Source organism: Streptomyces sp. NPDC059355, from assembly GCF_042752335.1.
In the GTDB taxonomy this organism is placed as follows: domain Bacteria; phylum Actinomycetota; class Actinomycetes; order Streptomycetales; family Streptomycetaceae; genus Streptomyces.
Genome location: NZ_JBHYXN010000017.1, coordinates 22,913 through 46,167, shown reverse-complemented (window position 1 = coordinate 46,167; position 23,255 = coordinate 22,913). Strand labels below are relative to the sequence as shown.

Below are 23,255 nucleotides of genomic sequence, written 5' to 3'. Positions count from 1 at the left end.
GCGGGTCACGCGGCGCGCGTGAAGCGGCTTCGGTGGCCTCTCACCTGCCGTTCGGGTTCCTGGCTGCGCGAGGAGGCGCGGCGCGCCTTCTTGGCCTCCTGGACCAGGCGGTACCGGTCGGCCTGGCGGATGAGGTCGGCGCGGCGGGTGTTGGCGATCTCGTACTCGAACATCTCGTACTCCTCGGTTCGCGTTTCTCGGCACCTCGTTCGGTGTGATCCAAGATTCGCGTCCCAGGGGGTGCCGGCACATCGGGCGCATGCCGCATCTGTACGGGACGGGGGTCCTTAGGCCGCGGCCGAAGGACCCCGGGTCGGACCGGGAGTGCCTAGGAGGGGTCCTAGGCAGGTGGGTGGAGGTCCTAGGCGGCGGCCTTGGGGAGGGGAGCGAGGATGTCGAAGTACATGAGGCCGAAGAGCAGTACGCCCAGGGCGCCGAGGGCGACGGCGGCCCAGGAGACGGCGCGGACCCAGGTGGGGAGGGTGCGGCCGGGGGCGCCGAAGGCGGGGCGGGCCAGCACGAAGACGGCGAGCAGCAGGGCGAGGGTGGACAGGACGCCGTTGACGAGGGCGGTCATGTGCCAGGCGTCGCCGTACAGGGCCTCGATCTTCGCCTCGGTGGTGGCGGCGTTGACCGATTCGATCTGGCCCACGAGGGTCTGGCGCTCGGCTATGACGCGCGAGACCCAGCTTCCGCTGAGGGCGACGAGTCCGAGCCCGGCCGCGACGACGGCGGAGGCCGCGGCGCCGACGCCCTCGGACCGCTGCTCCGTCTCCTCGAGCTCGTCGTGGAGCTCGTCCTCGAGGTCCTCGTCGGCGAGGTCGGCCTCGGGGGCGTCGGCGGCCTCGGTGCTCTCCGCGGCGGGGGCGTCCTTGAGGTCGGCCGTGGCCTCGGTGGCCTCGGGGGCCTGGGGCTCGGCGGTGTCCGCCTCGGGAGCGGTCGGGGCGGCGGTCTTCGTGGTGTCCATGCGGGGCACCGTAGGCGGCTTGTCTGAGAGGTTTCTGAGAAGGCCCCGGCGCCGCCGGGCCGGGTCGGCCACGGGCCCCGGACCAGGGCCTCGGCGGCAGGTGTCAGGCGGTGGGGGCCGGCGGCCACTCGTGGGCGAGGACCGCCCAGATCTCGGTGTCCTGGCGGACACCGCGGTGCGGGTGGCTCTCGCGCAGGACGCCCTCGCGGGTCATGCCGAGGCGCTCCGCGACGGCGAGGCTCTTCCCGTTGGCGGCGGACGCGTGCCACTCGGCGCGGTGCATGCCGCGCTCCCGGAAGGCCCAGTCGATCAGGATGCGGCAGGCCTTGGTGACCAGGCCCCGGCCGGCCGCCTCGGGCTCCAGCCAGCAGCCGACCTCGCAGTTGCCCGTGTCGGCGTCGAAGGTCCGGAAGAGGACCCCGCCGACGAGGGTGCCGCCGACCCGGATGCCGTAGAGCCGCCCGCCGTCGGCGGCCGTCTTCTGCGCGTACGAGGAGAGGAATCCGCGCGCCGAGTCGAGGTCGGTGACGATGTCGGCCAGGACGATGTGCTCGCCGATGAACGCACGGCCGCGGTCCATGTGCGCCAGGAACTCCTCGGCGTGCCAGACCTCCAGCGGAAACAGCCGGGCGTCGTCGGCGAGGTCTGTCGAGAACATGCGGGTTCTTCCTTGGGTCTCATACGGCGGGTTGCCGGATCACCGGGATGCTGTGGCGGGCTCGGCGCCGTCCTCGCTCGTGGCGGGGACCTCGGCGGGCCGCTGCGCGGGCAGCGCCGCACGCGGGAGGCATTCCGGGGGCTCGATGCTGATCTTGGGCAGGCGGCGGTCCAGCCAGGCGGGGAGCCACCAGTTGGCACCGCCGAGCATGTGCATCAGCGCCGGGACGAGGAGGGTCCGCAGTACGAAGGCGTCGAGTGCGACGGCCGCGGCGAGCGCGATGCCGAACATCGCGATGATCCGGTCGCCGCTGAGCACGAAGGCCAGGAAGACGGAGATCATGATGACCGCCGCCGAGTTGATCACCCGGCTCGTCTCGGCGAGGCCGACGCGGACCGCCCGCCGGTTGTCTCCGGTCTCCAGCCACTCCTCGTACATCCGGCTGACCAGGAACACCTGGTAGTCCATGGACAGCCCGAAGAGGACCGAGACCATGATCACTGGCAGGAAGGGCTCGATCGGGCCGGCACTGCCCAGACCCAGCAGTTCACTGCCCCAGCCCCACTGGAAGATCGCGACGACGACGCCGAAGGAGGAGGCGACGGCCGCGACGTTCATGGCGGCCGCCTTGAGCGGGATGCCGAGAGAGCGGAAGGCCAGCAGCAGCAGGACGCAGCCGAGGGCGATCACCACTGCGACGAACAGCGGCAGCTTCCCGACGATGACGTCGGCGAAGTCGTCGTAGCCCGCGGTCACGCCGCCGACGTGGACGGTCATCGAGTTGCCGTGCCCGGCGGCCGGGATGACGTTCTCGCGCAGCGTCGTGACCAGCTCGCTGGTGGCCCGGGACTGCGGGGCGGAGTCCGGGATGACGGTCAGGACGGCCGTGTCCCCGCTGCGGTTGAAGACGGCCGGGCCCGTGGCTGCGACGCCGTCGGTCCTGCGGAGCGCCTCGGCCAATTGCCCGACGGCGAGCCGGTCCCCGGCGCCGTCGAGTCGGGAGACGACCGTGAGCGGGCCGTTCACTCCGGGCCCGAACCCGTCGGCGAGCAGGTCGTAGGCCTGCCGGGTCGTGGAGCCCGCCGGGTTGTTGCCCTGGTCGGAGGTGCCCAGGTGGAGCGAGAAGGTGGGCAGCGCCAGAACCGCCATGACCAGCGCGGCGACGGTTCCGAGCAGCTTGGGGTGCCGCTCCACGAAGGCCGACCAGCGGGCGGCGAACCCGGTGGGCGTCTCGGGCCGCGGGCCCTCGACGGCGAGCCTGCGGCGCTCGCGGCGCGAGAGGGCGCGTATCCCGATGTACGAGAGGAGGGCGGGGAGCAGGGTGACCGAGGCGGCGACGGTCAGCACCACCGTGAGGGAGGCGGCGATCGCGACGCCGTTGAGGAAGTTCAGCCGCAGCACCAGCATGCCGAGCAGCGCGATGCAGACGGTGGCCCCGGCGAAGACGACGGCCCGGCCGGTGGTGGCGACGGCCCGCTCGGCGGCCTCCTCGACCGGCAGGCCGCGCATGAGGCCCTTGCGGTGCCGGGTCACGATGAACAGCGCGTAGTCGATGCCCACGCCGAGCCCGACGAGGGTGCCGAGCATCGGGGCGAAGTCGGCGACGGGCATGGCGTGCCCGAGCAGGGTGATGCCGGAATACGCGGTGCCCACGCTGACCAGGGCGGTCGCGATGGGAAGCAGGCTCGCGGCGAGCGAGCCGAAGGCGAGGAAGAGGACGACGGCCGCGACGGCCACGCCGATGACCTCGGCGAGGTGGGCGGTGGGCGCCTCGGTCAGGGCGACGGCCTGGCCGCCGAGCTCGACCTGGAGTCCGCCCGCCTCGGTGATGGGGTTCTTCGCGGCGGCGACGACGGCCTTGGCCTGCGCCTTGGGTACGGAGTCGGCCGGCCGGTCGAAGGTCACCACGGCATAGGCGGTCCGCCCGTCCGGGCTGATCTGCGCGGCGCTCTCGGGGCCGGCGCCGTACGGGCCGGCGACCGAACCGACGCCGGGGAGCCCGGCGATGGTGTCGAGGGCCCTGGCCATGCGCTGCTCGACGGCGGGAGTACGAACGGTCTGATGCTCCGGGGTCCGCCACACGACGGTGTCGGTGTCGCCGCCCTGGCCGTGGAAGCCCGCGCGCAGGAGGGCGTGGGCGCGGCTGGACTCGGTGCCGGGGACCTCGTAGTCGTTGGAGAACGCCGATCCGGCGGCCGCGGCGGCCACGGCCGTGCCGCCGAGGGCGAGCAGCCAGAGGAGGACGGTCACCAGGCGGTGCCGCAGGCACCAGCGTGCGATCACTGCCAACGGACGTGCTCCCTGGTGGTTCGGATCTTTACCGGGGCTGCCCGACGCAAAGACGCTGGAACTCGTGAAGGCCCGGCCGACGGCCCGGGGATCGCCCGGGGGCAGGCCGGATATCGGCCGGATATCGGCCAAGATGGACTACACCGCCACGATCCCAGCGTTTCGTGATCGTTGGCCGCTTTCGTGTGCATCGTCACAGGGGCACAGGGCGGTACGGGACCAAGGTCATCCGCCGGACGGGCCGTTCGGGGGGCCGTCCGGTCCGTCCGGCCCGTCCGCCCGGTAGCCCGGGACGGAGGGCCACCTGACGGTGAGCACCACCGCGTCCTCCTCGGCGTACCAGGAGTGGTCGACGCCGCGGCCCCAGACCACGTAGTCGCCCTGCTCGGCGAGGACGACGGTCCGGCCGGGGAACTCCAGCCGGAAGCGGCCGCTGATCAGCACCTGGAGCGCGGTGCGCTCCTCGCCCCGCACCCACCGGTCCCGCTCCTCGCCCTTCGGGTGGACCCCCCACTTGATCTCCACGTCCTCGCTGTGGCGCGGATCGGCGGGGTCCTTGAAGTGGCCGAGCAGCCAGCCGCGGTCGGCGGCGGCGTCCGGGGCAGCCTTGCCCGTGTAGATGGAGTCGTCGTTCACGGGGGTGAGGCTAATGCAGTTGTGCGGGCATGCGGACGCCTGGTGAGCTGGGCCGATGACGATGAATGCCGACGAACTGGCGGACGTACTGGCCGCATACGACCGGGAGATGCGCCGTGGCGCGCTGCCGGACACAGCGGACGCCCGGGTGGAGCGGGTGGGGGCGGTCGTACGGCAGACCGCGGGAGGTACCGGCGCCGGGTGGAACGGCGTGCTCTGGTCGGACCTCGACGAGCGGACGGCGGACGCCGAGATCGCGGCGCAGGTGGCCTACTTCGCGGGGCGCGGGGCCGGCGAGGTCGAGTGGAAGCTGTACGGCCACGACCGCCCGGCGGATCTCGGGGACCGGCTGCGCGCGGCGGGCTTCGTACCGGAACCGGCCGAGACCCTCATGGTGGGACGGGTGGACGCGCTCGCCGCCCTGCCGGTGGAACCGCCCGGGGGGATCACCCTGCGGGTGGTGACGGACGAGGCGGGCGTCGACCTGATGATGGACGTCCACGCGAAGGCCTTCGGCAGGGAGCGCCCCGCGATCCGGCATCTCCTCCTCACCCTGCTGAGGGAGGAGCCGCAGACCCTCGCGGCGGTGGTGGCGATGGCCGGGGACACCCCGGTGAGCGCGGCCCGCATGGAGATGCGCCCGGGCTCCTCGTTCGCCGGACTCTGGGGCGGCGGCACCCTGCCGCAGTGGCGGGGCCGGGGCATCTACCGCCTCCTGGTCGCCCACCGGGCCCGCATCGCCGCGGCCCGCGGCATCCGGTACCTCCAGGTCGACGCCTCCCCCGACAGCCGCCCGATCCTCCAGCGCCTGGGTTTCGCGACCCTGGGCACGACCACCCCGTACATCTGGACCCCGAAGCCGTAGCGGGAGGGGGAGGCTCCGGGGGAAGATCGGGGGATGGAACGTATCGGGCCGCCGCTGACCGGGGACGAGCGGGAGACGCTGCGCGCCTTCCTCGACTATCACCGGGCCACCCTCGCCTGGAAGTGCGAAGGGCTCACGGACGAGGAGCTGCGACGGCCCTCGATGCCGCCGTCCACCCTGTCCCTTCTGGGCCTGGTCAGGCACATGGGCGAGGTGGAGCGGCACTGGTTCCGCCGCACCCTGAACGGCGAGGAGCTCCCCCACCTCTGGTCCGACACCCACGACTTCCAGGCCGCCTACGACGCCTCCGCTTCCACGCGCGAGGAGGCGTTCACGGCCTGGGAGGCGGAGGTCGCGCACGCGCGCCGCATCGAGGCGGCCGCCGAGTCCCTCGACGTCACGGCGTACGTGGTCAGTTGGAAGGAGGAGGCCTCGCTGCGCCTCGTCATGCTCCACCTGATCCACGAGTACGCGCGCCACAACGGCCACGCCGACTTCCTCCGCCAGGCCGTCGACGGCGCCACCGGAGCCTGACGGTCCGCCCCGACGGGACCGCCCTGCCCCACGGCGGTCCGTCCGTCCGGGGATCCGTCAGGCCGCCCGCCAGTAGCCCAGGCCGTTCACCCGCTGCTTCGGGAGGGACAGGTCCTTGCGGAAGTAGGCCGTCAGCGTGCGGGTCGTCGCCGTGTCGCACGCCAGCCAGACGTACGCCGACTCCGGGTCCGCGACGAGCTCCGGGAGCTCCGTCTTGACCTGCTCCACCAGCGCCGAGCCCGCGCGCTCGACCCGCCTGATCTCGTGCCGGGCCGGGTCCAGCCGCACTGGGAGGTCGGCGTCCGAGGCGTGCTGGGTCTCCAGCCAGATCGTGGCCGGGGTCTGCGGGTAGGCGTCCAGCAGGGAGTTGATCGCCGGGACCGAGGCCGGGTCGCCGATCACCAGCAGCCGCTCCGGCACCGGCGCCGGAGCGGTGAAGCCGGTCCCCTGGACGGTGGCCTCGATGGTGTCGCCCGCCTTCGCGGCCCGCGCCCACGCACTCGCCGGGCCGTCGTGGAGGGCGAACTCCAGGGCGAACGTTCCCGCCTCCGGATCCGGGTCGACGAGCGTGTACGCCCGCGTGTGCGGCTTGCCCGCGTTGTCGAACCACAGCCGCACCCACATCGTCGGGTGGAGCGATTCACCGGCCGCCGCGAGCAGCCCGCCGTCCGTCACGTACACACGGCGGTAGTGCTCCGTGACCTCTTCCGCGCCCGTGACCGTGAACGTGAAGTCCTTGCCGCGCAGAAGCCGCAGGACCACGCCTTCCCATCCCTTGCCGACGCCCGCCATGTGCGACCACCCCTCCCTCTGGAACCCCTATAGTTAGGGCAGCCTAACCTAATGCACTGGGGGAAGAGTGTGAGCCTTCTGAACAACGCCGGCACGTTCGAGCTCTACCGGGACGACTGGGGCATCCCCCATCTCCGCGCCGCCGACCCCGACCGCCTCGCCTACGCCCAGGGCTACGCCACCGCCCTCGACCGCGCCTGGCAGCTGGAGGTCGAGCGCCACCGCGCCCAGGGCTCCAGCGCCGCCTTCCTCGGCCCGGACTCCGTCTCCTGGGACCGGTTCGTCCGCCAGGCCCGGCTCGCCGACACCGCCCGCCGCTGCCACGAGGCCCTCGACCCCGGGACCGCCGCCTGGGTTGGGTCCTACGTGGCCGGCGTCAACGACGGGCTCGCCCAAGGCGCTGCCCGCGACGAGCGGTTCGCGCGCACCGGCCACGCCCCGACCCCCTGGGAGCCGTGGGTCCCGCTCGGCATCTGGATCGCCACCCACATCCTCTTCGCCGGGTTCGCCACCAAGCTGTGGCGCGAGCGCGTGGCCCGCGCCCTCGGCGACGAGGCCGTCACCCTCTTCGCCACCGACGGCCCCGGCACCGCCGGCAGCAACGGCTGGCTGGTCCCGGGCGAGCGGACCGGCACCGGCTCGGCGCTCATCGCGGGCGACCCGCACCGGTTCATCGAGGACCCGGGCGTGTACCAGCAGATACGGCTCTCCTGCCCGGAGTACGACGTCATCGGCCTGGCCGTCCCCGGCATCCCCGGCCTCGGCCACTTCGGCCACACCGGCAGCGCCGCCTGGGCGATCACCAACGCCATGGCCGACTACCAGGACCTGTACGTCGAGCGGCTGCGCCCCGCCGCCGACGGCGCCGGCATCGAGGCCCTCGGCCCCGACGGCGCATGGGAGCCCGTCCACCGGCACACCGAGACGATCACCGTCGCCGGCGCCGACCCCGTCGAGGTCGAGGTGCTGGAGACCGCCCGCGGCCCCGTGATCACCCACGGCGCAGCCGCGGACGAGGAGCAGCACCAGGAGCAGGGCCAGGGCCGGGACCGGGACCGGGACCGGGACCGGGAGCAGACCCTCTCGCTCCGCTACCCGCCCCGCGTCCGCCGCGACCTCGGCTTCGCCGTCCTGCCGGCCCTGCTGCGCGCCCGTACGGTCGCCGACATCGACCGCGCCCTCGACGGCTGGGCCGAGCCCGTCAACGTCGTCCACGCCGCCGACACCGAGGGCGGCCTGCTGCACCGCGTGGCCGGCGCCGTCCCGCTGCGCGACCCGGCCAACCGGCTGCGCCCGGTGCCCGCCTGGGACCCGCGGTACGCCTGGCAGGGCTGGGCCGAGACCCCCTCCGAGCCCGTGCAGGGCTTCGCCGTCATGGCCAACGCCCGCGGCATCGCCTCGCCGCTCGGCGTGGAGTTCGCGCCCCCGCACCGGGCCAACCGCATCCGCGAGCTGCTCTCCGGCTCGGCGGACTGGTCCCCGAAGGCGATGGCCGACGTACACCGGGACACCCACCTGGCCTCGGCCGCACCGCTGCTGGCCCTGCTGCCCGGGCTCGACGGCCTGTCCCCCGCCGCGCAGGCCCTGCGCGCCCGGCTGCTCGCCTGGGACCGGCACATGGCCGCCGAGAGCACCGACGCCACCGTCTTCTCGGCTTTCCGGACCGCGACCGTACGCCGCTTCGCCGCCGATCCCGCCCTCGCCGGGCTGGCGGGGGCGCCGACCGGCCCCGGCGTGTTCCACCCCTGGCTGTACCTGGTCCCCCGCGTCGGCTACGCCCTGGAGGGGCTGCTGGGCACCGCCCTCCTGCCCGGTCTGGACCGGGCGGCCCACGTACGCGCCGCCCTGGAGGAGACCGCCGCGGCGGACACCCCCGACACCCCGTGGTCGCAGGTGCACCGCCTCACGCCCTGGTCGGCGCTGCCCGACCCGGACGCGCAGTGGCCCGGCCTGGGCGGCGACCACGACTGTGTGAACGCCACCTCCACCGTGCCCGGTTTCACCGACCTCACCGCCCGCGCCTCGGCCGCCCGCTACGTGTGGGACCTGGCCCGCCGCGAGGACAGCCTCTGGGCGGTCCCGCTCGGCGCGGACGGCGTCACCGGATCACCCCACCACCGCGACCAGCTCCCGTACTGGGCCCGGTGCGAACTCATCCCCGTCGTCACCGACTGGACCCGTCTCACCAAGGAATCCGTATGACCAGCAGCAGCGCGTCCGCCTCCGGCGCCGGCACCCGGCAGCCCGTGTACTCCCAGCGCGTCGAGGGGGTCGGCACGGTCACCCTCACCCCCGTCGACCCGGCCACCGACGCCGCGCTGATCCACTCCTGGGTCACCGAGGAACGGGCCCGCTTCTGGGGCATGCGCGAGGCCAGCCGCGAACTCGTCCGGGAGATCTACGAGGACGTCGACCGCCGCACGACCCACCACGCCTTCCTCGCGCGCCGCGACGGCGAGCCCGCCGGGCTGTTCCAGACGTACGACTGCGCCGAGGACCGGATCAGCGAGTGCTACGAGGTCCTGCCCGGTGACACGGGCGTGCACCTCATGGTCGGCCCGGCGCAGGGCGCCTCCGAACGCGGCTTCAGCGCGGGCCTGATCGGGGCCTCCCTCTCGTACGTCGTCTCGCAGGAAAGCACCCGCCGGGTGGTCGCGGAGCCCGACGCCCGCAACGAGAAGGCCATCGCCCGCCTGGTGCGCAGCGGCTTCGAGCTCGGCCCGGAGATCGAGCTCCCGGAGATCGACCTGCCCGAGGTCTACCTGCCGGCGAAGAAGGCCCGCCTCGTCTTCTTCCACCCCCGGGCAAACTGACCGTTCCGATTGACCGTGTGATTCCGGCCACGCCAGACTGATGCCCACTCAAAGCATCGGCGCTGGGGGGAAATTGACCAGCCAGAATCTGCACATCGGGCCGGATGCGGCAGCCGACCGGTACCGGCTGCTCCGGTCGATCGGGCGCGGCGGGGAGGCCGTGCTCTATCTCGCGGAGATCGAACTCGCGGGTGGCAGCGAACCGGTGGTCGTCAAGGTGCTCGACTCCAAGACGACCATCACACCCGACGAGTTCGACCGGATCAGCCGCAAGTGGAACGAGCAGGCCGAGCTCCTGCGCTTCGTGCACCGTCCGGGCGTCGTCGGTGTCCGGGAGCACTTCGAGGGGCCGCCGATCCACCGGTCGGGAGAGTCCGGGACCCTGACCGGGCGGGCCCTCGTCCTCGTGATGAACCACGTGGACGGGCTGGACCTGCGCGACTGGCGGGCCGAACGGAACCTCGCCACCGCCGCCGAGCGGCGTGAGGTGATGCGGACGCTGGAGCAGCTGGCCGACGTCCTGGACTGGCTGCACTCCGGAAAGGCCACCCCGTCCGGGCGCCAGGTCATCCACGGTGACCTGTCACCGGGCAATGTGATGGTGGACGGCCACGGGCAGGCCACCCTGGTGGACTTCGGGCTCAGCAAGCTGACCGCCGACCACCAGACGGCGGAGGTCTGGTTCACCCCGGGGTACGCGGCACCCGAGGTCTTCGACGGCAAGCGCACCCCGGCGGCGGACCGCTACGCCTTCGGGGCCATCGCCTACTTCCTGCTGAGCGGCGAATCGCCGCCCAACTCCCCGGAGCAGCTGGCCCGGGCGATGGCGGCGCTGCCGCAGATCGCGGTGCTGGACGCCGAGCGGCGCGAGCGGATCACCGCCGTCCACGCGGGTGATCCGACGCAGCGGCCCGTCAGCCTGGCCGGCTGGATGAAGGACGTACGGCACGCGGTCGTGTCCACGACCGCGTCCACCTCGCAGCGGGCGGTGCAGGACGCGGTCCCGGCGCCGGTCCCGGTCAAGCCCGTGGTCCCTCCGCAGCCCGCGAGCCCTCCGCCGGCCGCGGAGCCGGTCCACACACCGGTCCAGGAGTCCTCCTACGCCCCGCCCCCGCCGGCCCGGGACTCCTGGCCCCAGCCGCAGGCGCAGCCCCAGCCACAGCCGCAGACCCGGCCCGAGCACGTGCCCGCCGGGTACGGGCCGACGTACCCGCTGCACGAGTCCCCGCCGCCGGGGCCCGCCGCGCCGAAGAAGCGCCGGGCCGCGATCGTCCTGGGCTCGGTGGCCACCGTCCTGGTCGTCGCGGCGCTCGCCGTGCTCGGCGTACGGCTGCTCGACAAGGACAAGGGCGGCGACCAGGCCACGGGCGGCAAGGGCGGCAGCTCCGCTTCCGACCCGGCCGTACCGGCGGAGGAGGAGTCCCCCACGCCCACCCCCTCGCCGAGCACGAGCGCGAGCGCGAACGGCAGCGACGACTCCGGGGCGACGCCCGATCCCACCGCCAGTGGCACCCAGCCGGGAGGCGTGGCAGCGGACATCAAGGCCGCCGACCTGACCCAGCTGACGCCGATCGCCGGGCTGGGCAACTTCACCGTCGGGGCCGCGAAGATCAACACCAAGCAGTACGGGGCGGCGTTCATCGCGCACCCGGACTGCAACGACGAGGCGATCACGGAGTTCGACCTCAACCGCGAGTGGAAGCACCTGGAGTTCACCGCCGGCATCGACGACGGCTCCACGAACGCGAAGGGCCGGGTCAGCATCTCGCTCGACGGGAAGCCCGCGGCCTTCTCCGAGCTCGTCGAGCTCGGCAAGCCGGCCACGAAGTCGGTGGACGTGACCGACGCCCTGCGGCTGCGCGTCAAGGTGGACATGGGCTGCGACAACGGCACCGTCGTCATCGCCGCCCCGCAGCTCACCCGCTGAGCCGCACCGGGCCGAAACGGCAGGCACAGCACGCACGGGACGCACGGCGGCCCCGCACCGGACACCGGTGCGGGGCCGCCGCCGTACGCGGGGTGCCGCTACTCGGAAACGCCCAGGCGCTCCAGGATGAGCTCCTTGACGCGGGCCGCGTCGGCCTGGCCGCGGGTGGTCTTCATGACCGCGCCGACCAGGGCGCCCACGGCCGCGATCTTGCCGCCGCGGATCTTGTCCGCGATGGCCGCGTTGCCCGCGATGGCCTCGTCGACGGCCGCGCCGAGCGCGCCCTCGTCCGAGACGACCTTCAGGCCGCGCTTCTCGACGACCTCGTCCGGGGTGCCCTCGCCGGCGAGGACGCCCTCCAGGACCTGGCGGGCCAGCTTGTCGTTCAGCTCGCCTGCCGCGACCAGGGCCGCGACGCGCGCCACCTGCTCCGGGGTGATCGGCAGCTCGTCGACGACGACGCCCTGCTCGTTGGCGTTGCGGGCCAGCTCGCCCATCCACCACTTGCGGGCGGCCGTCGAGTCGGCGCCGGCCTCGATGGTGGCGACGATGGAGTCCACCGCGCCCGCGTTGAGGATCGACTGCATGTCGTGCTCGTTCACGCCCCACTCCTCGCGGAGGCGGTTGCGGCGCACGCGCGGCATCTCGGGCAGACCGCCGCGCAGCTCCTCGACCCAGTCACGGGCCGGGGCGACGGGGACCAGGTCGGGCTCCGGGAAGTACCGGTAGTCCTCGGCGTTGTCCTTGATGCGGCCGGCGGTGGTGGAGCCGTCCTCCTCGTGGAAGTGCCGGGTCTCCTGCACGATCGTGCCGCCGGACGACAGCACGGCCGCGTGGCGCTGGATCTCGAAGCGGGCCGCGCGCTCGACGGAGCGCAGCGAGTTGACGTTCTTCGTCTCGCTGCGGGTGCCGAACTCGGACTCGGGGGTCGGGCGCAGCGACAGGTTCACGTCGCAGCGCATCTGGCCCTTGTCCATGCGGGCCTCGGAGACGCCGAGGGCCTTGATGACCTCGCGCAGCTCGGCGACGTACGCCTTGGCGACCTCGGGGGCCCGCTCGCCCGCGCCCTCGATCGGCTTGGTGACGATCTCGATGAGCGGGATGCCGGCGCGGTTGTAGTCCAGCAGGGAGTGGGACGCGCCGTGGATACGGCCGGTGGCACCGCCGACGTGCAGCGACTTGCCGGTGTCCTCCTCCATGTGGGCGCGCTCGATCTCCACGCGGAAGATCTCGCCGTCCTCCAGCTGCACGTCGAGGAAGCCGTTGAAGGCGATCGGCTCGTCGTACTGGGAGGTCTGGAAGTTCTTCGGCATGTCCGGATAGAAGTAGTTCTTCCGGGCGAAGCGGCACCACTCGGCGATCTCGCAGTTCAGCACGAGGCCGATCTTGATGGCCGACTCGATGCCGATCGCGTTGACGACGGGCAGCGAGCCGGGCAGACCGAGGCAGGTGGGGCACGTCTGCGAGTTGGGCTCGGCGCCCAGCTCGGTCGAGCAGCCGCAGAACATCTTGGTCTTGGTGCCGAGCTCGACATGGACCTCAAGGCCCATGACGGGGTCGAACGAGGCGAGAGCGTCCTCGTACGACAGCAGTTCGGTGAAGGTGGTCACGGTGAAACTTTCCCTCTCAGCCCAGCAGGACGTCGTCGTCGCCCAGGCGCTTCAGCTCGCGGTACAGGATCGCGAGACCGGTGGCGATGGCGGCGGCGGACACGACGGCGTCGACGAGCTTCAGCGTGTCGTGCTCGGTGCGGGCCTTCTTGACCTGCTTGATCACGCCGAGGGCGCCGAAGGCGGTGGTGCCCATCGACAGGTACGTGCCGGTCTTGGACTTCTTGAAGCCCTTGGCCTTGGTCAGTGCACTGGTGCTCACAGGGACGGTGCCTCCTCAAGCAGCGGGTGACCCCAGCGTGCGACGAAGGCTGCCTCCACGGCGGCGCCGACCTTGTACAGCCGGTCGTCCTTCATCGCCGGGGCGATGATCTGCAGCCCGACCGGCAGGCCGTCCTCCGGTGCCAGGCCGCAGGGCAGCGACATGGCGGAGTTGCCGGCCAGGTTGGTCGGGATGGTGCACAGGTCCGCGAGGTACATCGCCAGCGGGTCGTCGGTGCGCTCACCGATGGCGAAGGCGGTGGTCGGGGTCGTCGGGGAGACGATCACGTCGACCTGCTCGAAGGACTTCTCGAAGTCCCGCGTGATGAGCGTGCGGACCTTCTGGGCGGAGCCGTAGTACGCGTCGTAGTAGCCGGAGCTCAGCGCGTACGTACCCAGGATGATGCGGCGCTTGACCTCGTCGCCGAAGCCGGCTTCGCGGGTGAGCGCGGTGACGTCCTCGGCGGACTTGGTGCCGTCGTCGCCGATGCGCAGGCCGTAGCGCATGGCGTCGAAGCGGGCCAGGTTCGAGGAGCACTCGGACGGCGCGATCAGGTAGTACGCGGCCATCGCGAGGTCGAAGGAGGGGCAGTCCAGCTCGACGATCTCGGCGCCCAGCTCCTTGAGGAGCTCGACGGACTCGTTGAAGCGCTGGACGACGCCCGCCTGGTAGCCCTCGCCGGCGAACTGCTTGACGACGCCGACGCGCATGCCGGCGACGGAGCCGTTGCGGGCCGCCTCGACGACCGGCGGGACCGGGGCGTCGATGGAGGTGGAGTCCATCGGGTCGTGGCCGGCGATGACCTCGTGGAGGAGCGCCGCGTCCAGGACCGTACGGGCACAGGGCCCGCCCTGGTCGAGGGAGGAGGAGAAGGCGACCATGCCGTAGCGGGAGACGCCGCCGTACGTGGGCTTCACGCCGACCGTGCCGGTCACGGAGGCGGGCTGGCGGATGGAGCCGCCGGTGTCCGTGCCGATCGCGAGGGGGGCCTGGAAGGCGGCCAGCGCGGCCGCGGAGCCGCCGCCGGAGCCGCCGGGGATGCGGGTGAGGTCCCAGGGGTTGCCGGTGGGCCCGTACGCGCTGTTCTCGGTGGAGGACCCCATGGCGAACTCGTCCATGTTGGTCTTGCCGAGGATGACGACGTCGGCCTCCTTCAGCTTGCGCGTCAGGGTGGCGTCGTACGGCGGGATCCAGCCTTCGAGGATCTTCGAACCGACGGTGGTCGGGACCCCGACCGTGGTGAAGATGTCCTTGAGGGCGAGCGGGACGCCGGCCAGCGGGCCCAGCTTCTCGCCGCGCTCGCGCTTGGCGTCGACGGCGCGCGCCTGGGCGAGGGCGCCCTCGCGGTCGACGTGCAGGAAGGCGTGCACCTTCTCGTCGGTCGCGTCGATGCGGGCCAGGTGGGCCTCGGTGACCTCGACGGCCGTGAGCTCGCCGGAGGCGATCTTCTCGGCGGTCTGCGCGGCCGTGAGCTTGATGATCTGGTCAGTCATGGTTGTTAGTCCTCCCCCAGGATCTGCGGCACCTTGAAACGCTGCTGCTCCTGGGCGGGAGCGCCGGAAAGCGCCTGCTCGGGGGTGAGCGACGGTCGGACCTCGTCCGCGCGCATGACGTTCGTCAGCGGCAGCGGGTGGGAGGTCGGCGGGACGTCTTGGTCGGCGACCTCGGAAACGCGGGCGACCGCGCCGATGATGTCGTCGAGCTGTCCGGCGAAGTGGTCCAGCTCTTCGGCCTTGAGCTCCAGACGTGCCAGCCGAGCGAGGTGGGCAACCTCCTCGCGCGTGATGCCAGGCATGCAGCGATCCTCTGGGGGTGGTGAGTGTGTAGTTTCGTGCCCAATCCTATGGGGCGGGGCCCCGGACCCACGAAACCGTTTCCCACCAGGGGCGCCCCGGGCCCGGTGGGGGCCGCGGGGCGGGCTGCACGTACCACGGCTCGTACGGCCGCTTTGCGGATGCCTGCCCGGCCCCCGGCCCTCTACTGGGCCGGGGTTTCCGCCGGGGCCGGGGCGGCGGCCAGTTCCGCCGTGATGTCCGCCGGGCGGCGCCAGCCGCGTTCACCGCGGGCCAGCAGCCACGCGGTGGCCTCCTGCGGGGGCATGGCGGCCGCGACCAGCCAGCCCTGGACGGCGTCGCAGCCGAGGTCCCGCAGGCGCTCCCAGGTCTCGTCGTCCTCGACGCCCTCGGCGACGACGAGCAGCCCCAGCGAGTGCGCCAGGTCGACGGTGCAGCGGACGATCTCCGCGTCCTGCGCGTCCACCGCGAGCCGCGCCACGAACGAGCGGTCGATCTTCAGCTCGCTGACCGGCAGCCGCCGCAGGTGCACCAGGGAGGAGTAGCCGGTGCCGAAGTCGTCGAGCGACATCTTCACGCCGTGGCCGGTCAGGCCCGCCATGGTGTCGGCGGCCCGCTGCGGGTCCTCGAGCAGGACGTGTTCCGTTATCTCCAGCTGGAGCCCGCTGGCCGGGACCCCGTGGCGGGCCAGCCGGGCCGCGACCGCGCCCGCGAAGCCGGGGGTGTGCACGTCGCGCGGCGAGACGTTGACGGCGACCGGGACCTTCAGGCCCTGCGCCCGCCACCGGGCCACCTGGGCGAGGGCGGTCTCCAGCACGTACTCGGTGAGGTGGGGCATCAGCCCCGAGGTCTCGGCGATCGCGATGAACTCGTCGGGCGAGACCCGGCCGCGCTCCGGATGTACCCAGCGCACCAGGGCTTCGAGCCCGGCCACCTGGCCGTCGAAGCGGACCTTGGGCTGGTAGTGGAGTTCCACTTCGCCGGCGTCGAGGGCGCGGCGCAGGTCGCCGAGGAGGCCGAGCCGGTCGGGCGTGTTGCTGTCGCGCTTGGACTCGTACACCTCCACGCCGGTGCGGTCCCGCTTCGCCTGGTACATCGCGACGTCGGCGCGGCGCAGCAGCCCCTCCGCGTCGAGGGCGTGGTCGGGGAAGACGGCGAGGCCGGCGCTGGCCTCCAGGACGAGGGTCAGTCCGTCCAGGTCCAGGGGCGAGCTGAGCTCGGCGACGAGGTGGCGGGCGACGCGCTGGGCGCTGGTGGTGGAGTCGGCGACGGGCAGCAGTACGGCGAACTCGTCGCCGCCGAGGCGTGCGGCCTCGGCGTCCTCGGGCAGGGCTTGGCGGAGCCGGTCGGCGATCTGGAGCAGCAGCCGGTCGCCGGCGAGGTGACCCAGCGTGTCGTTGACCGCGCGGAACCGGTCCAGGTCGATCAGCACAAGAGCCGACCGGGTGCCCAAACGTTCAGCCTCGTCCAGAGCGGACCAGGTCCGCTCCAGCAGCCACTGCCGGTTCGGCAGCCCGGTCAGCGGATCGCGCAGCTGCTCCTCGGCGCGCGCCCGGGCGATCCACAGCGTGGAGTCCAGGGCGATCAGGGGTACGGCGAACAGCGGCAGCAGCACGGGCTGCGTCACGGCGACCACGCAGATCAGCGGGGCGATGCCGAGCAGGGCGACCGCGACTAAGGCCTGGCGGAGCAGGGCCGTACGGGCGACGGTGGGCAGGGCGCCGCCGCGCGGGGTCTGCGCGAGCCACAGCAGCACCTTGGTGACCAGCAGGTAGGCGAGGGCCACCAGGATGATCTCGGGGACCGCCTCCAGCCCCCAGGTGGTGGGCCGCCACGGGGTCTCGACGGTCGGATCCTCGCCGAACGCGGCGAGCACGAGGGCGCCCGCGCCGATGCCGAGGATGTCGGTGGCGCCGTGCAGCAGCCCCTGGCGCCAGCGGTGCCGGCGCGCGGCCCCGACCAGGGAGACCACCGCGAGCGAGACGAGTCCCGCGGGCACCCAGCCGTAGAGGACGAGGACGCCGAGGGTCAGCGCCGCGCCCGAGCCGGTGCCGCCCCACCAGCGGTCGCGGCCCAGCGCGACCAGGTGGCCGACGATGATGCCCGTCAGCAGGGCGAGGGCCCAGCCGACCGGGCCGCCGGGGAAGAGGGCGTGACGCTCGCTCAGCGCGGAGACGACGCCGATCGCGAGGGCGACGGCGGACAGGCCCACGACGATGAACGGCAGCACGGTGCGCTGCTCCGCTCTGCCCGATCCCGCGCCGCCGTCGAGCGGATGGGTGTCCGGCGTCCTGGCACCCAGGACATTCAGCCGGCCCGTCCGCATGGACGGGATCTCCCCGCCGACATCAGGTGACGGGTCGGCGCTTTCGGTGGGTTTCATGCCCGTCCCTCTCACAGCCGGCAATGCCGATGCCACGCGATGGCCCCGATGCCATGCCATCACGGCCGGAAGCGCATCACGCGGCCGTGCACGACAGGCGCCCCCCTCAACAGTAGGACGCGAGAGGCCCCCAAGGGCAGCGGTCGGCGGCGGTTGCCCGAATGCGACCCAGCCATCCTCATCAGTACGGTATCCGCCGAACGGGTGAGTTCGAACCAGGAATCCCGGGTCACCCATCCGATGATCCGACAGGTCACCGCCCTGCGAACAGCCCTGTACCGGCCTTTTACCACCGGGAGTTGCGCCTGGCGTGCGCCCGCCCGTACGGCCGCACGCCACGCATCCGTTCGCCTTCGCTACTCCCCTGGTACGAGACCTGCGTGTCGCCCGGGGGGGGTGTTACTCCGCTTCGGCGCCGCCGTCCACCGGGAGCGCCGCCTCGCGGGCCGCGTCCGGGCCCTCTTCGAGCAGCACCGCGAAGCCCGCGTCGTCGAGGACGGACAGTTTCAGCTGCATCGCCTTGTCGTACTTGGAGCCCGGGTTCTCGCCGACGACGACGAAGGAGGTCTTCTTCGAGACGGATCCGGTCACCTTGGCGCCGCGGCTCTGCAGGGCCTCCTTCGCACCGTCCCGCGTGTGGCTCTGCAAAGTGCCGGTGACGACGACGGTCAGGCCCTCCAGCGGGCGCGGCCCCTCCTCCTCGCCGGTGCCTTCGTCCTCCATCCGCACCCCGGCCTCCCGCCACTTGCGCAGGATCTCCTGGTGCCAGTCGACGGCGAACCACTCCTTGACCGCCGCCGCGATGATCGGCCCGACGCCCTCGGTCGCGCCGAGCTCCTCCTCGGTGGCCTGCTCGATCCGCTCGACCGACCGGAACTCGCGGGCCAGGGTCTGCGCGGCGACGGGCCCCACGTGCCGGATGGAGAGGCCGTTGATGAACCGGGCCAGCGGACGGTCCTTGGCGGCCGCGATGTTCTCCAGCATGGACAGGGCGTTCTTCTTCGGCTCGCCCTTCTGGTTGGCGAAGACCGTGACGATCTTCTCCTCGCCGGTCTTCGGATCGCGCTTGGGCAGCCCGCTGTCGGCGTCCAGGACGTACGCCTTGATGGGCAGCAGCTGCTCGATCGTGAGGCCGAAGAGGTCGCCCTCGTCGAGCATCGGCGGCTCGGCCGGCTCCAGCGGGCCGGTGAGCGCGGCCGCGGCCACGGCGCCGAAGTTCTCGATGTCCAGGCACTCGCGGCCGGCCAGGTAGAAGAGCCGCTCGCGCAACTGGGCGGGGCAGGTCTGCCCGTTGGGGCAGCGGAGGTCGATGTCGCCCTCCTTCATCGGCCGCAGCGCCGTCCCGCACTCGGGGCACTGGGCCGGCATCACGAACTCCCGCTCGGTGCCGTCGCGCAGGTCCACCACGGGGCCGAGGATCTCGGGGATGACGTCGCCGGCCTTGCGCAGCACCACGGTGTCCCCGATGAGCACGCCCTTGGCCTTGACGACGTCCTGGTTGTGCAGGGTCGCGAACTCGACCTCCGAGCCGGCCACCGTCACCGGCTCCACCTGCGCGTAAGGAGTCACCCGGCCGGTGCGGCCGACGCCCACCTTGATGTCGATCAGCTTGGTGTTGACCTCTTCGGGGGCGTACTTCCACGCGATCGCCCAGCGCGGGGCGCGGGCCGTGGAGCCCAGGCGGCCCTGGAGCGGGATCTCGTCGAGCTTGACGACGACGCCGTCGATCTCGTGCTCCACGGAGTGCCGGTTCTCGCCGAAGTACGCGATGAACTCGCGGACCTCCGCGAGGGAGGACACCGCCTTGTTGTGCCGGGCCGTGGGCAGGCCCCACTCCCCGAGCAGCTCGTAGGCGTGCGACAGCTTGTCGATCTCGAAGCCGTCGCGCGCGCCGATGCCGTGCACCACCATGTGCAGCGGGCGGGTGGCGGTGACCTTCGGGTCCTTCTGGCGCAGTGAACCGGCTGCCGCGTTGCGCGGGTTGGCGAAGGGCTTGTCGCCGGCCTCGACGAGCCGGGCGTTGAGCTCCTCGAACTTCTCCATCGGGAAGAAGACCTCGCCGCGGATCTCGACCAGGTCGGGGATCCGGTCGCCCTTGAGGCGGTCCGGGATCTCCGCGATGGTGCGGACGTTGGGCGTGATGTCCTCGCCGGTGCGGCCGTCGCCGCGGGTGGCGGCCCGGGTCAGGCGGCCCTTCTCGTACGTGAGGTTGACGGCGAGGCCGTCCACCTTGAGCTCGCACAGGTAGTGGAAATCGGGGGTGTTGACGTCCCGGGCCACCCGCTCGGCCCAGGCCGCCAACTCCTCGTCGTCGAAGGCGTTGTCGAGGGAGAGCATGCGCTCCCGGTGCTCGACGGACGCGAAGTCCGTCCGGTACGCCCCGGCCACCTTCTGGGTGGGGGAATCGGGCGTGCGCAGCTGGGGGTACTGCTCCTCCAGCGCCTCCAGCGAGCGCAGCAGCTTGTCGAACTCGGCATCGCTGACGACCGGCTGGTCGTTCACGTAGTACCGGAAGCGGTGCTCCTCGACCTGCTCGGCCAGCAGCGCGTGCTGTTCGCGCACCGCCGCCGGTGCGGCCGCGCCGTCTCCGGCCTGCTTCTGTTCGGCTGCCATGCCGTGTCCTCCCGTGGCCCGTCTGTTTCCGTCACTCAGGGTTGTCGGCGAGCGACCTCGCCGCCCTGACGCAGTGCGCCTGCACGGCGCGGGCGTAGGCGGGCGAAGCGCCCGCCAGACCGCACGCCGGGGTGACCACGACGGACTCCGCCAGAGTCCCCGGGGCCAGTCCCAGCCTGCGCCAGAGCTTCCTGACACCCATGACGCTACCGGCAGGGTCCGACAACGGGGCGTCGGTGCCCGCCACCACTCCGGCGAAGAGTTTCGTGCCGCTTTCCACGGCCTCGCCGATGGCGTCGTCCTCGCGCTCGGTGAGCAAGGAGAAATCGAACGACACCCCCGTGGCGCCGGCCCGCCGGAGCAGCCCGAAGGGCACCTCGGGGGCGCAGGAGTGGACGACGACCTCCCCGTCGTGGACGGCGAACAGCTCGCGCAGGGTGCCCTCGACGACCTGCCGGTCGACGGCCCGGTACGTGCGGTACTTGCTCGCGGACCGCACGCGCCCCAGCAGCACCGCGGTCAGCGACGGTTCGTCGAGCTGGAGCACGATCTGGGCTCCGGGGATGCGCTTGCGGACGTCGGCCAGGTGCTCGCGCAGGCCCTCCGCGAGCGATCCGGCCAGGTCCCGGCAGGCGCCGGCGTCCTGGAGGACGGCCTCGCCGCCGTGCAGTTCCAGGGCGGTGGCCAGGGTCCACGGGCCGACGGCCTGGACCTTGAGCTTGCCGGTGTACCCCTGGGTGAACTCCTCCAGGGCGTCGAGGTCTTCGCCGAGCCAGGAGCGGGCCCGCTTCGCATCGCGTCCCGGGCGGTCGCTGATCCGCCAGCCGCTGGGCTCGACGTGGGCGTACATGTCGACGAGCAGTCCGAGGGAGCGGCCGATCATGTCCGCGCCCGGCCCGCGGGCCGGCAGCTCGGGGAGGTACGGGAAGTCCTCGAAGGACCCGGTGGCGGTCCTGGCGGCCTCGCGGGCGTCGCCGCCGGGGAGGGAGCCGATGCCGGTGGCGCTCGCGCTCATCGGCCGGGCCTGACGCTCAGGTCGTTGACCTCGGCGTCGCGGGGCAGGTCGACGGCCATGACGATCGTGGTGGCCACGGACTCGGGGTCGATCCAGGCGGAGGGGTCGTACTCCTTGCCCTCCTGCGAGTGCACCTTGGCCTGCATCGCGGTTGCGGTCCGCCCGGGGTAGACGGAGGTGACGCGGATGCCGTTCGGCTTCTCCTCGGCGCGCAGCGAGTCGGCCAGGGCCCTGAGCCCGTGCTTGGAGGCGGCGTACGCGCTCCAGTCGGCGTGGGCGTTCAGGCCGGCGCCGGAGTTCACGAAGACCACGGTGGCGCGGGAGGCGCGCAGGGTGGGCAGCAGCAGCCGGGTGACCTCGGCGGGGGCGATCAGGTTCACGTTGAGCTGCTGGTGCCAGGTCTTGGGGCGCAGGTCACCGACGGGGCCGAGGTCGACGATCCCGGCGATGTGCAGGAGCGAGTCGATCCGCTCGGGGAGGGGCTGCTTGGAGAACGCCCACGACAGCCGGTCGGGGTCGGAGAGGTCGCCGACGAGCGCGCGGGAGCCGGGGTAGCGCTCGACGAGCTGCTTGCCGCGGGCGGCGTCGCGGGCGAGCAGGACGAGGTCGTCGCCGCGTGCGTGCAGCCGGGCGGCGACGGCGGCGCCGATGCCCGCGCCGGCACCGGTGATCAGGTGAGTAGCCATACGCCCCATGCTCGCACCCCCGGCGCGCTGCCCCGGCCCCTGTCAGCGGCCCTTGGCAGCGCCCCCGGCCGCGCGGTGGGCCGCCTCGATCACGGCGCGGGCGGCGGGCGCCCGTTCGGCGGTGACGGGCGGCAGGTACGCGTGCCCGACCAGGGCCCCCGGGGCCGCCGCCACGACCGCCGCCCGCATGTCCCGGGGCCCCGGCCCAGAGCTCCAGCGCGTCGTCCCGTACGTCGGCCAGCGCGGCGGCGTGGTCCGGCGCGGCCGGGGCGAAGCGGCCGTCCGCGGCCCGGACGTGCTCGCTCCAGCGGTCCTCCCAGAACTCCACGGTCCAGCCGGCCCAGAGTGCTGCCGCCCGCTCCGCCCGGGGCTGGGCACCGAGCAGCCACCAGCCGACGCTGCGGCGTGCGGGGTCGATGTGCAGTCCCGCCCCGGCATGGGCCGTGTACGCGGTGTGGCGGGGGGCGTCGTCGAGCCGGCGGAGGAGGCCGGGGCCCTCGGTGAGGGGGTGGTCGGCGCCGAGGTCGAGCACGTGGCAGCGGTCGGCTCCGATGGTGACCACGGCCGTCATCGGCTCGGCGCCGGCCAGTTCCTCGTCGTCGGGGCCGAGCGGGAACAGGGGGTACGAGGTGCCGGTGGTGCTGTGGTCGTCGGCCGGGTCCAGGCCGAGCCGGGTCCGCAGGCCGGTCTGGCCCTCGTAGGCCCAGCGCACCTGCCAGTCCGGCCAGGCACGGCGCAGCAGCATGAGGGCCGCGCTCCGCGTGCGCATCGTGGCCGAGGCCCCCTCCTGGGCGAAGAGGAGCAGCTCCCGGCGGACGGGGTCGACCAGGACTCCGGCCTCGACGGAGTCGTCGGAGCGGCGGAACGCCTCGTCGCGGGCGGTGTGCGTGCGCAGCAGCGGCAGCAGGACGTCCGGGCCGGCCAGGAGGTGGAGGTCCAGGGCGAGGGAGCCCCAGGAGTCGTAGGCGCCCAGGTGGCCGTGGGCGCCTACGAGGACGTGGACGGCGGGGTGGCTCATCACAGGCCCGCTTCGGCGCGCAGGCGGGCCGCCGTCTTCGTCGCGTCGTAGCCGGGCGGGACGCCGTCCACCAGGATGACCTCGCCCCGGATGTGGCGGGTGCGCAGCGGGATCAGGGCCTGGTAGGCCGGGGAGGCGTACCAGGCGCGGGCGCGCCCGATGTCCGGGAAGCCCAAAACCACCACGGTCCCGGGGAAGGGGCCCTCCACGACCTCGATCTGCGCCCCGTGGACCAGGAAGCGCCCCTCGAAGGGGTCCATCGTCGACTGGATCTCCTCGATGTAGCGGAGGATGTCCTCGTTCATGGTCTCGGGGCGTATGTGGGCGATGGCGTACGCGGTCACGGGACTGACCTCCGCGGTCTCAAGTGGTGGGCCGGATCGAGCTGTTGATC

The 23,255-nt window shown here is 72.8% G+C and carries 22 protein-coding genes; 6 read left to right on the top strand and 16 right to left on the bottom strand.

Annotated elements, in window-relative coordinates; translation table 11 throughout:
• Positions 1 to 5: 5 nt before the first annotated feature.
• The 5 genes from ACFXGI_RS18120 to ACFXGI_RS18100 all read right to left on the bottom strand — a co-directional run bounded on the left by ACFXGI_RS18120 (position 6) and on the right by ACFXGI_RS18100 (position 4,550).
• A complete protein-coding gene (locus ACFXGI_RS18120; RefSeq protein WP_384707209.1) occupies positions 6 to 173 on the bottom strand; it encodes a hypothetical protein in 168 nt (55 codons plus the stop codon).
• A 188-nt stretch (positions 174 to 361) separates the two neighbouring features.
• Positions 362 to 967, bottom strand: a complete 606-nt coding sequence (locus tag ACFXGI_RS18115; protein ID WP_384707206.1) for a hypothetical protein — start codon at positions 965 to 967, stop codon at positions 362 to 364.
• Between the two features lie 103 nt (positions 968 to 1,070).
• Entirely contained in the window at positions 1,071 to 1,625 is a 555-nt protein-coding gene (locus ACFXGI_RS18110) for a GNAT family N-acetyltransferase (protein ID WP_384707203.1), read from the bottom strand.
• Between the two features lie 39 nt (positions 1,626 to 1,664).
• Positions 1,665 to 3,914, bottom strand: a complete 2,250-nt coding sequence (locus tag ACFXGI_RS18105; RefSeq protein WP_384707200.1) for an MMPL family transporter — start codon at positions 3,912 to 3,914, stop codon at positions 1,665 to 1,667.
• A gap of 225 nt (positions 3,915 to 4,139) precedes the next feature.
• Positions 4,140 to 4,550 (bottom strand): signal peptidase I, encoded by a 411-nt coding sequence (locus ACFXGI_RS18100; RefSeq protein ID WP_384707197.1) that lies wholly within the window; start codon positions 4,548 to 4,550, stop codon positions 4,140 to 4,142.
• Between the two features lie 61 nt (positions 4,551 to 4,611).
• Here ACFXGI_RS18100 and ACFXGI_RS18095 point away from each other — a divergent pair, with 61 nt between their 5' ends.
• Both ACFXGI_RS18095 and ACFXGI_RS18090 read left to right on the top strand, forming a co-directional pair.
• Positions 4,612 to 5,415, top strand: a complete 804-nt coding sequence (locus tag ACFXGI_RS18095; protein ID WP_384707431.1) for a GNAT family N-acetyltransferase — start codon at positions 4,612 to 4,614, stop codon at positions 5,413 to 5,415.
• A 33-nt stretch (positions 5,416 to 5,448) separates the two neighbouring features.
• A complete protein-coding gene (locus tag ACFXGI_RS18090; RefSeq protein WP_384707194.1) occupies positions 5,449 to 5,949 on the top strand; it encodes a DinB family protein in 501 nt (166 codons plus the stop codon).
• 57 nt (positions 5,950 to 6,006) lie between these two features.
• Here ACFXGI_RS18090 and ACFXGI_RS18085 read toward each other — a convergent pair whose 3' ends face one another.
• Positions 6,007 to 6,741: a siderophore-interacting protein gene (locus ACFXGI_RS18085; RefSeq protein WP_384707191.1), complete on the bottom strand. Its 735-nt coding sequence runs from the start codon at positions 6,739 to 6,741 to the stop codon at positions 6,007 to 6,009.
• Positions 6,742 to 6,810: 69 nt separating this feature from the next.
• Here ACFXGI_RS18085 and ACFXGI_RS18080 point away from each other — a divergent pair, with 69 nt between their 5' ends.
• The 3 genes from ACFXGI_RS18080 to ACFXGI_RS18070 all read left to right on the top strand — a co-directional run bounded on the left by ACFXGI_RS18080 (position 6,811) and on the right by ACFXGI_RS18070 (position 11,481).
• Complete coding sequence (locus ACFXGI_RS18080) at positions 6,811 to 8,943, top strand: penicillin acylase family protein (RefSeq protein ID WP_384707188.1); 2,133 nt, start codon at positions 6,811 to 6,813, stop codon at positions 8,941 to 8,943.
• On the top strand, positions 8,940 to 9,554 hold the full coding sequence (locus ACFXGI_RS18075; RefSeq protein WP_384707185.1) for a GNAT family N-acetyltransferase: 615 nt from the start codon (positions 8,940 to 8,942) through the stop codon (positions 9,552 to 9,554). The genes ACFXGI_RS18080 and ACFXGI_RS18075 overlap by 4 nt, the downstream gene beginning before the upstream one ends.
• Positions 9,555 to 9,627: 73 nt before the next feature.
• Positions 9,628 to 11,481 (top strand): protein kinase, encoded by a 1,854-nt coding sequence (locus ACFXGI_RS18070; protein WP_384707182.1) that lies wholly within the window; start codon positions 9,628 to 9,630, stop codon positions 11,479 to 11,481.
• A 98-nt stretch (positions 11,482 to 11,579) separates the two neighbouring features.
• On the opposite strand, the gene gatB is transcribed toward ACFXGI_RS18070, so the two are convergent.
• The 9 genes from gatB to ACFXGI_RS18025 all read right to left on the bottom strand — a co-directional run bounded on the left by gatB (position 11,580) and on the right by ACFXGI_RS18025 (position 22,032).
• Positions 11,580 to 13,091: an Asp-tRNA(Asn)/Glu-tRNA(Gln) amidotransferase subunit GatB gene (gene gatB / locus ACFXGI_RS18065; RefSeq protein WP_384707179.1), complete on the bottom strand. Its 1,512-nt coding sequence runs from the start codon at positions 13,089 to 13,091 to the stop codon at positions 11,580 to 11,582.
• Between the two features lie 16 nt (positions 13,092 to 13,107).
• The gene (locus tag ACFXGI_RS18060) at positions 13,108 to 13,287 is read right to left on the bottom strand and encodes a hypothetical protein (RefSeq protein WP_384707428.1); all 180 of its coding nucleotides are present in this window, start codon (positions 13,285 to 13,287) and stop codon (positions 13,108 to 13,110) included.
• Between the two features lie 62 nt (positions 13,288 to 13,349).
• Positions 13,350 to 14,846 carry an Asp-tRNA(Asn)/Glu-tRNA(Gln) amidotransferase subunit GatA gene (gene gatA, locus ACFXGI_RS18055; protein WP_384707176.1) on the bottom strand — a complete coding sequence of 499 codons (1,497 nt, stop codon included), beginning with the start codon at positions 14,844 to 14,846 and terminating at the stop codon, positions 13,350 to 13,352.
• A 5-nt stretch (positions 14,847 to 14,851) separates the two neighbouring features.
• Positions 14,852 to 15,148: an Asp-tRNA(Asn)/Glu-tRNA(Gln) amidotransferase subunit GatC gene (gene gatC / locus ACFXGI_RS18050; RefSeq protein WP_010984178.1), complete on the bottom strand. Its 297-nt coding sequence runs from the start codon at positions 15,146 to 15,148 to the stop codon at positions 14,852 to 14,854.
• Between the two features lie 182 nt (positions 15,149 to 15,330).
• Positions 15,331 to 17,529, bottom strand: coding sequence for a putative bifunctional diguanylate cyclase/phosphodiesterase (locus ACFXGI_RS18045; protein WP_384707173.1), 2,199 nt, complete (start codon positions 17,527 to 17,529; stop codon positions 15,331 to 15,333).
• A 399-nt stretch (positions 17,530 to 17,928) separates the two neighbouring features.
• Positions 17,929 to 20,142: an NAD-dependent DNA ligase LigA gene (ligA, locus tag ACFXGI_RS18040; RefSeq protein WP_384707170.1), complete on the bottom strand. Its 2,214-nt coding sequence runs from the start codon at positions 20,140 to 20,142 to the stop codon at positions 17,929 to 17,931.
• A gap of 31 nt (positions 20,143 to 20,173) precedes the next feature.
• Positions 20,174 to 21,157, bottom strand: coding sequence for a methionine synthase (locus ACFXGI_RS18035; protein ID WP_384707167.1), 984 nt, complete (start codon positions 21,155 to 21,157; stop codon positions 20,174 to 20,176).
• A complete protein-coding gene (locus ACFXGI_RS18030; RefSeq protein ID WP_384707163.1) occupies positions 21,154 to 21,843 on the bottom strand; it encodes an SDR family oxidoreductase in 690 nt (229 codons plus the stop codon). Before ACFXGI_RS18030 ends, ACFXGI_RS18035 begins: the two co-directional genes overlap by 4 nt.
• A 42-nt stretch (positions 21,844 to 21,885) precedes the next feature.
• A complete protein-coding gene (locus ACFXGI_RS18025) occupies positions 21,886 to 22,032 on the bottom strand; it encodes a hypothetical protein (RefSeq protein ID WP_384707160.1) in 147 nt (48 codons plus the stop codon).
• Positions 22,033 to 22,279: 247 nt separating this feature from the next.
• On the opposite strand from ACFXGI_RS18025, the gene ACFXGI_RS18020 reads away from it, so the two are divergent.
• A complete protein-coding gene (locus tag ACFXGI_RS18020; protein ID WP_384707157.1) occupies positions 22,280 to 22,912 on the top strand; it encodes a hypothetical protein in 633 nt (210 codons plus the stop codon).
• Here ACFXGI_RS18020 and ACFXGI_RS18015 read toward each other — a convergent pair.
• Positions 22,861 to 23,205 (bottom strand): DUF1330 domain-containing protein, encoded by a 345-nt coding sequence (locus ACFXGI_RS18015; protein ID WP_384707154.1) that lies wholly within the window; start codon positions 23,203 to 23,205, stop codon positions 22,861 to 22,863. The genes ACFXGI_RS18020 and ACFXGI_RS18015 overlap by 52 nt on opposite strands.
• Positions 23,206 to 23,255: the final 50 nt, after the last annotated feature.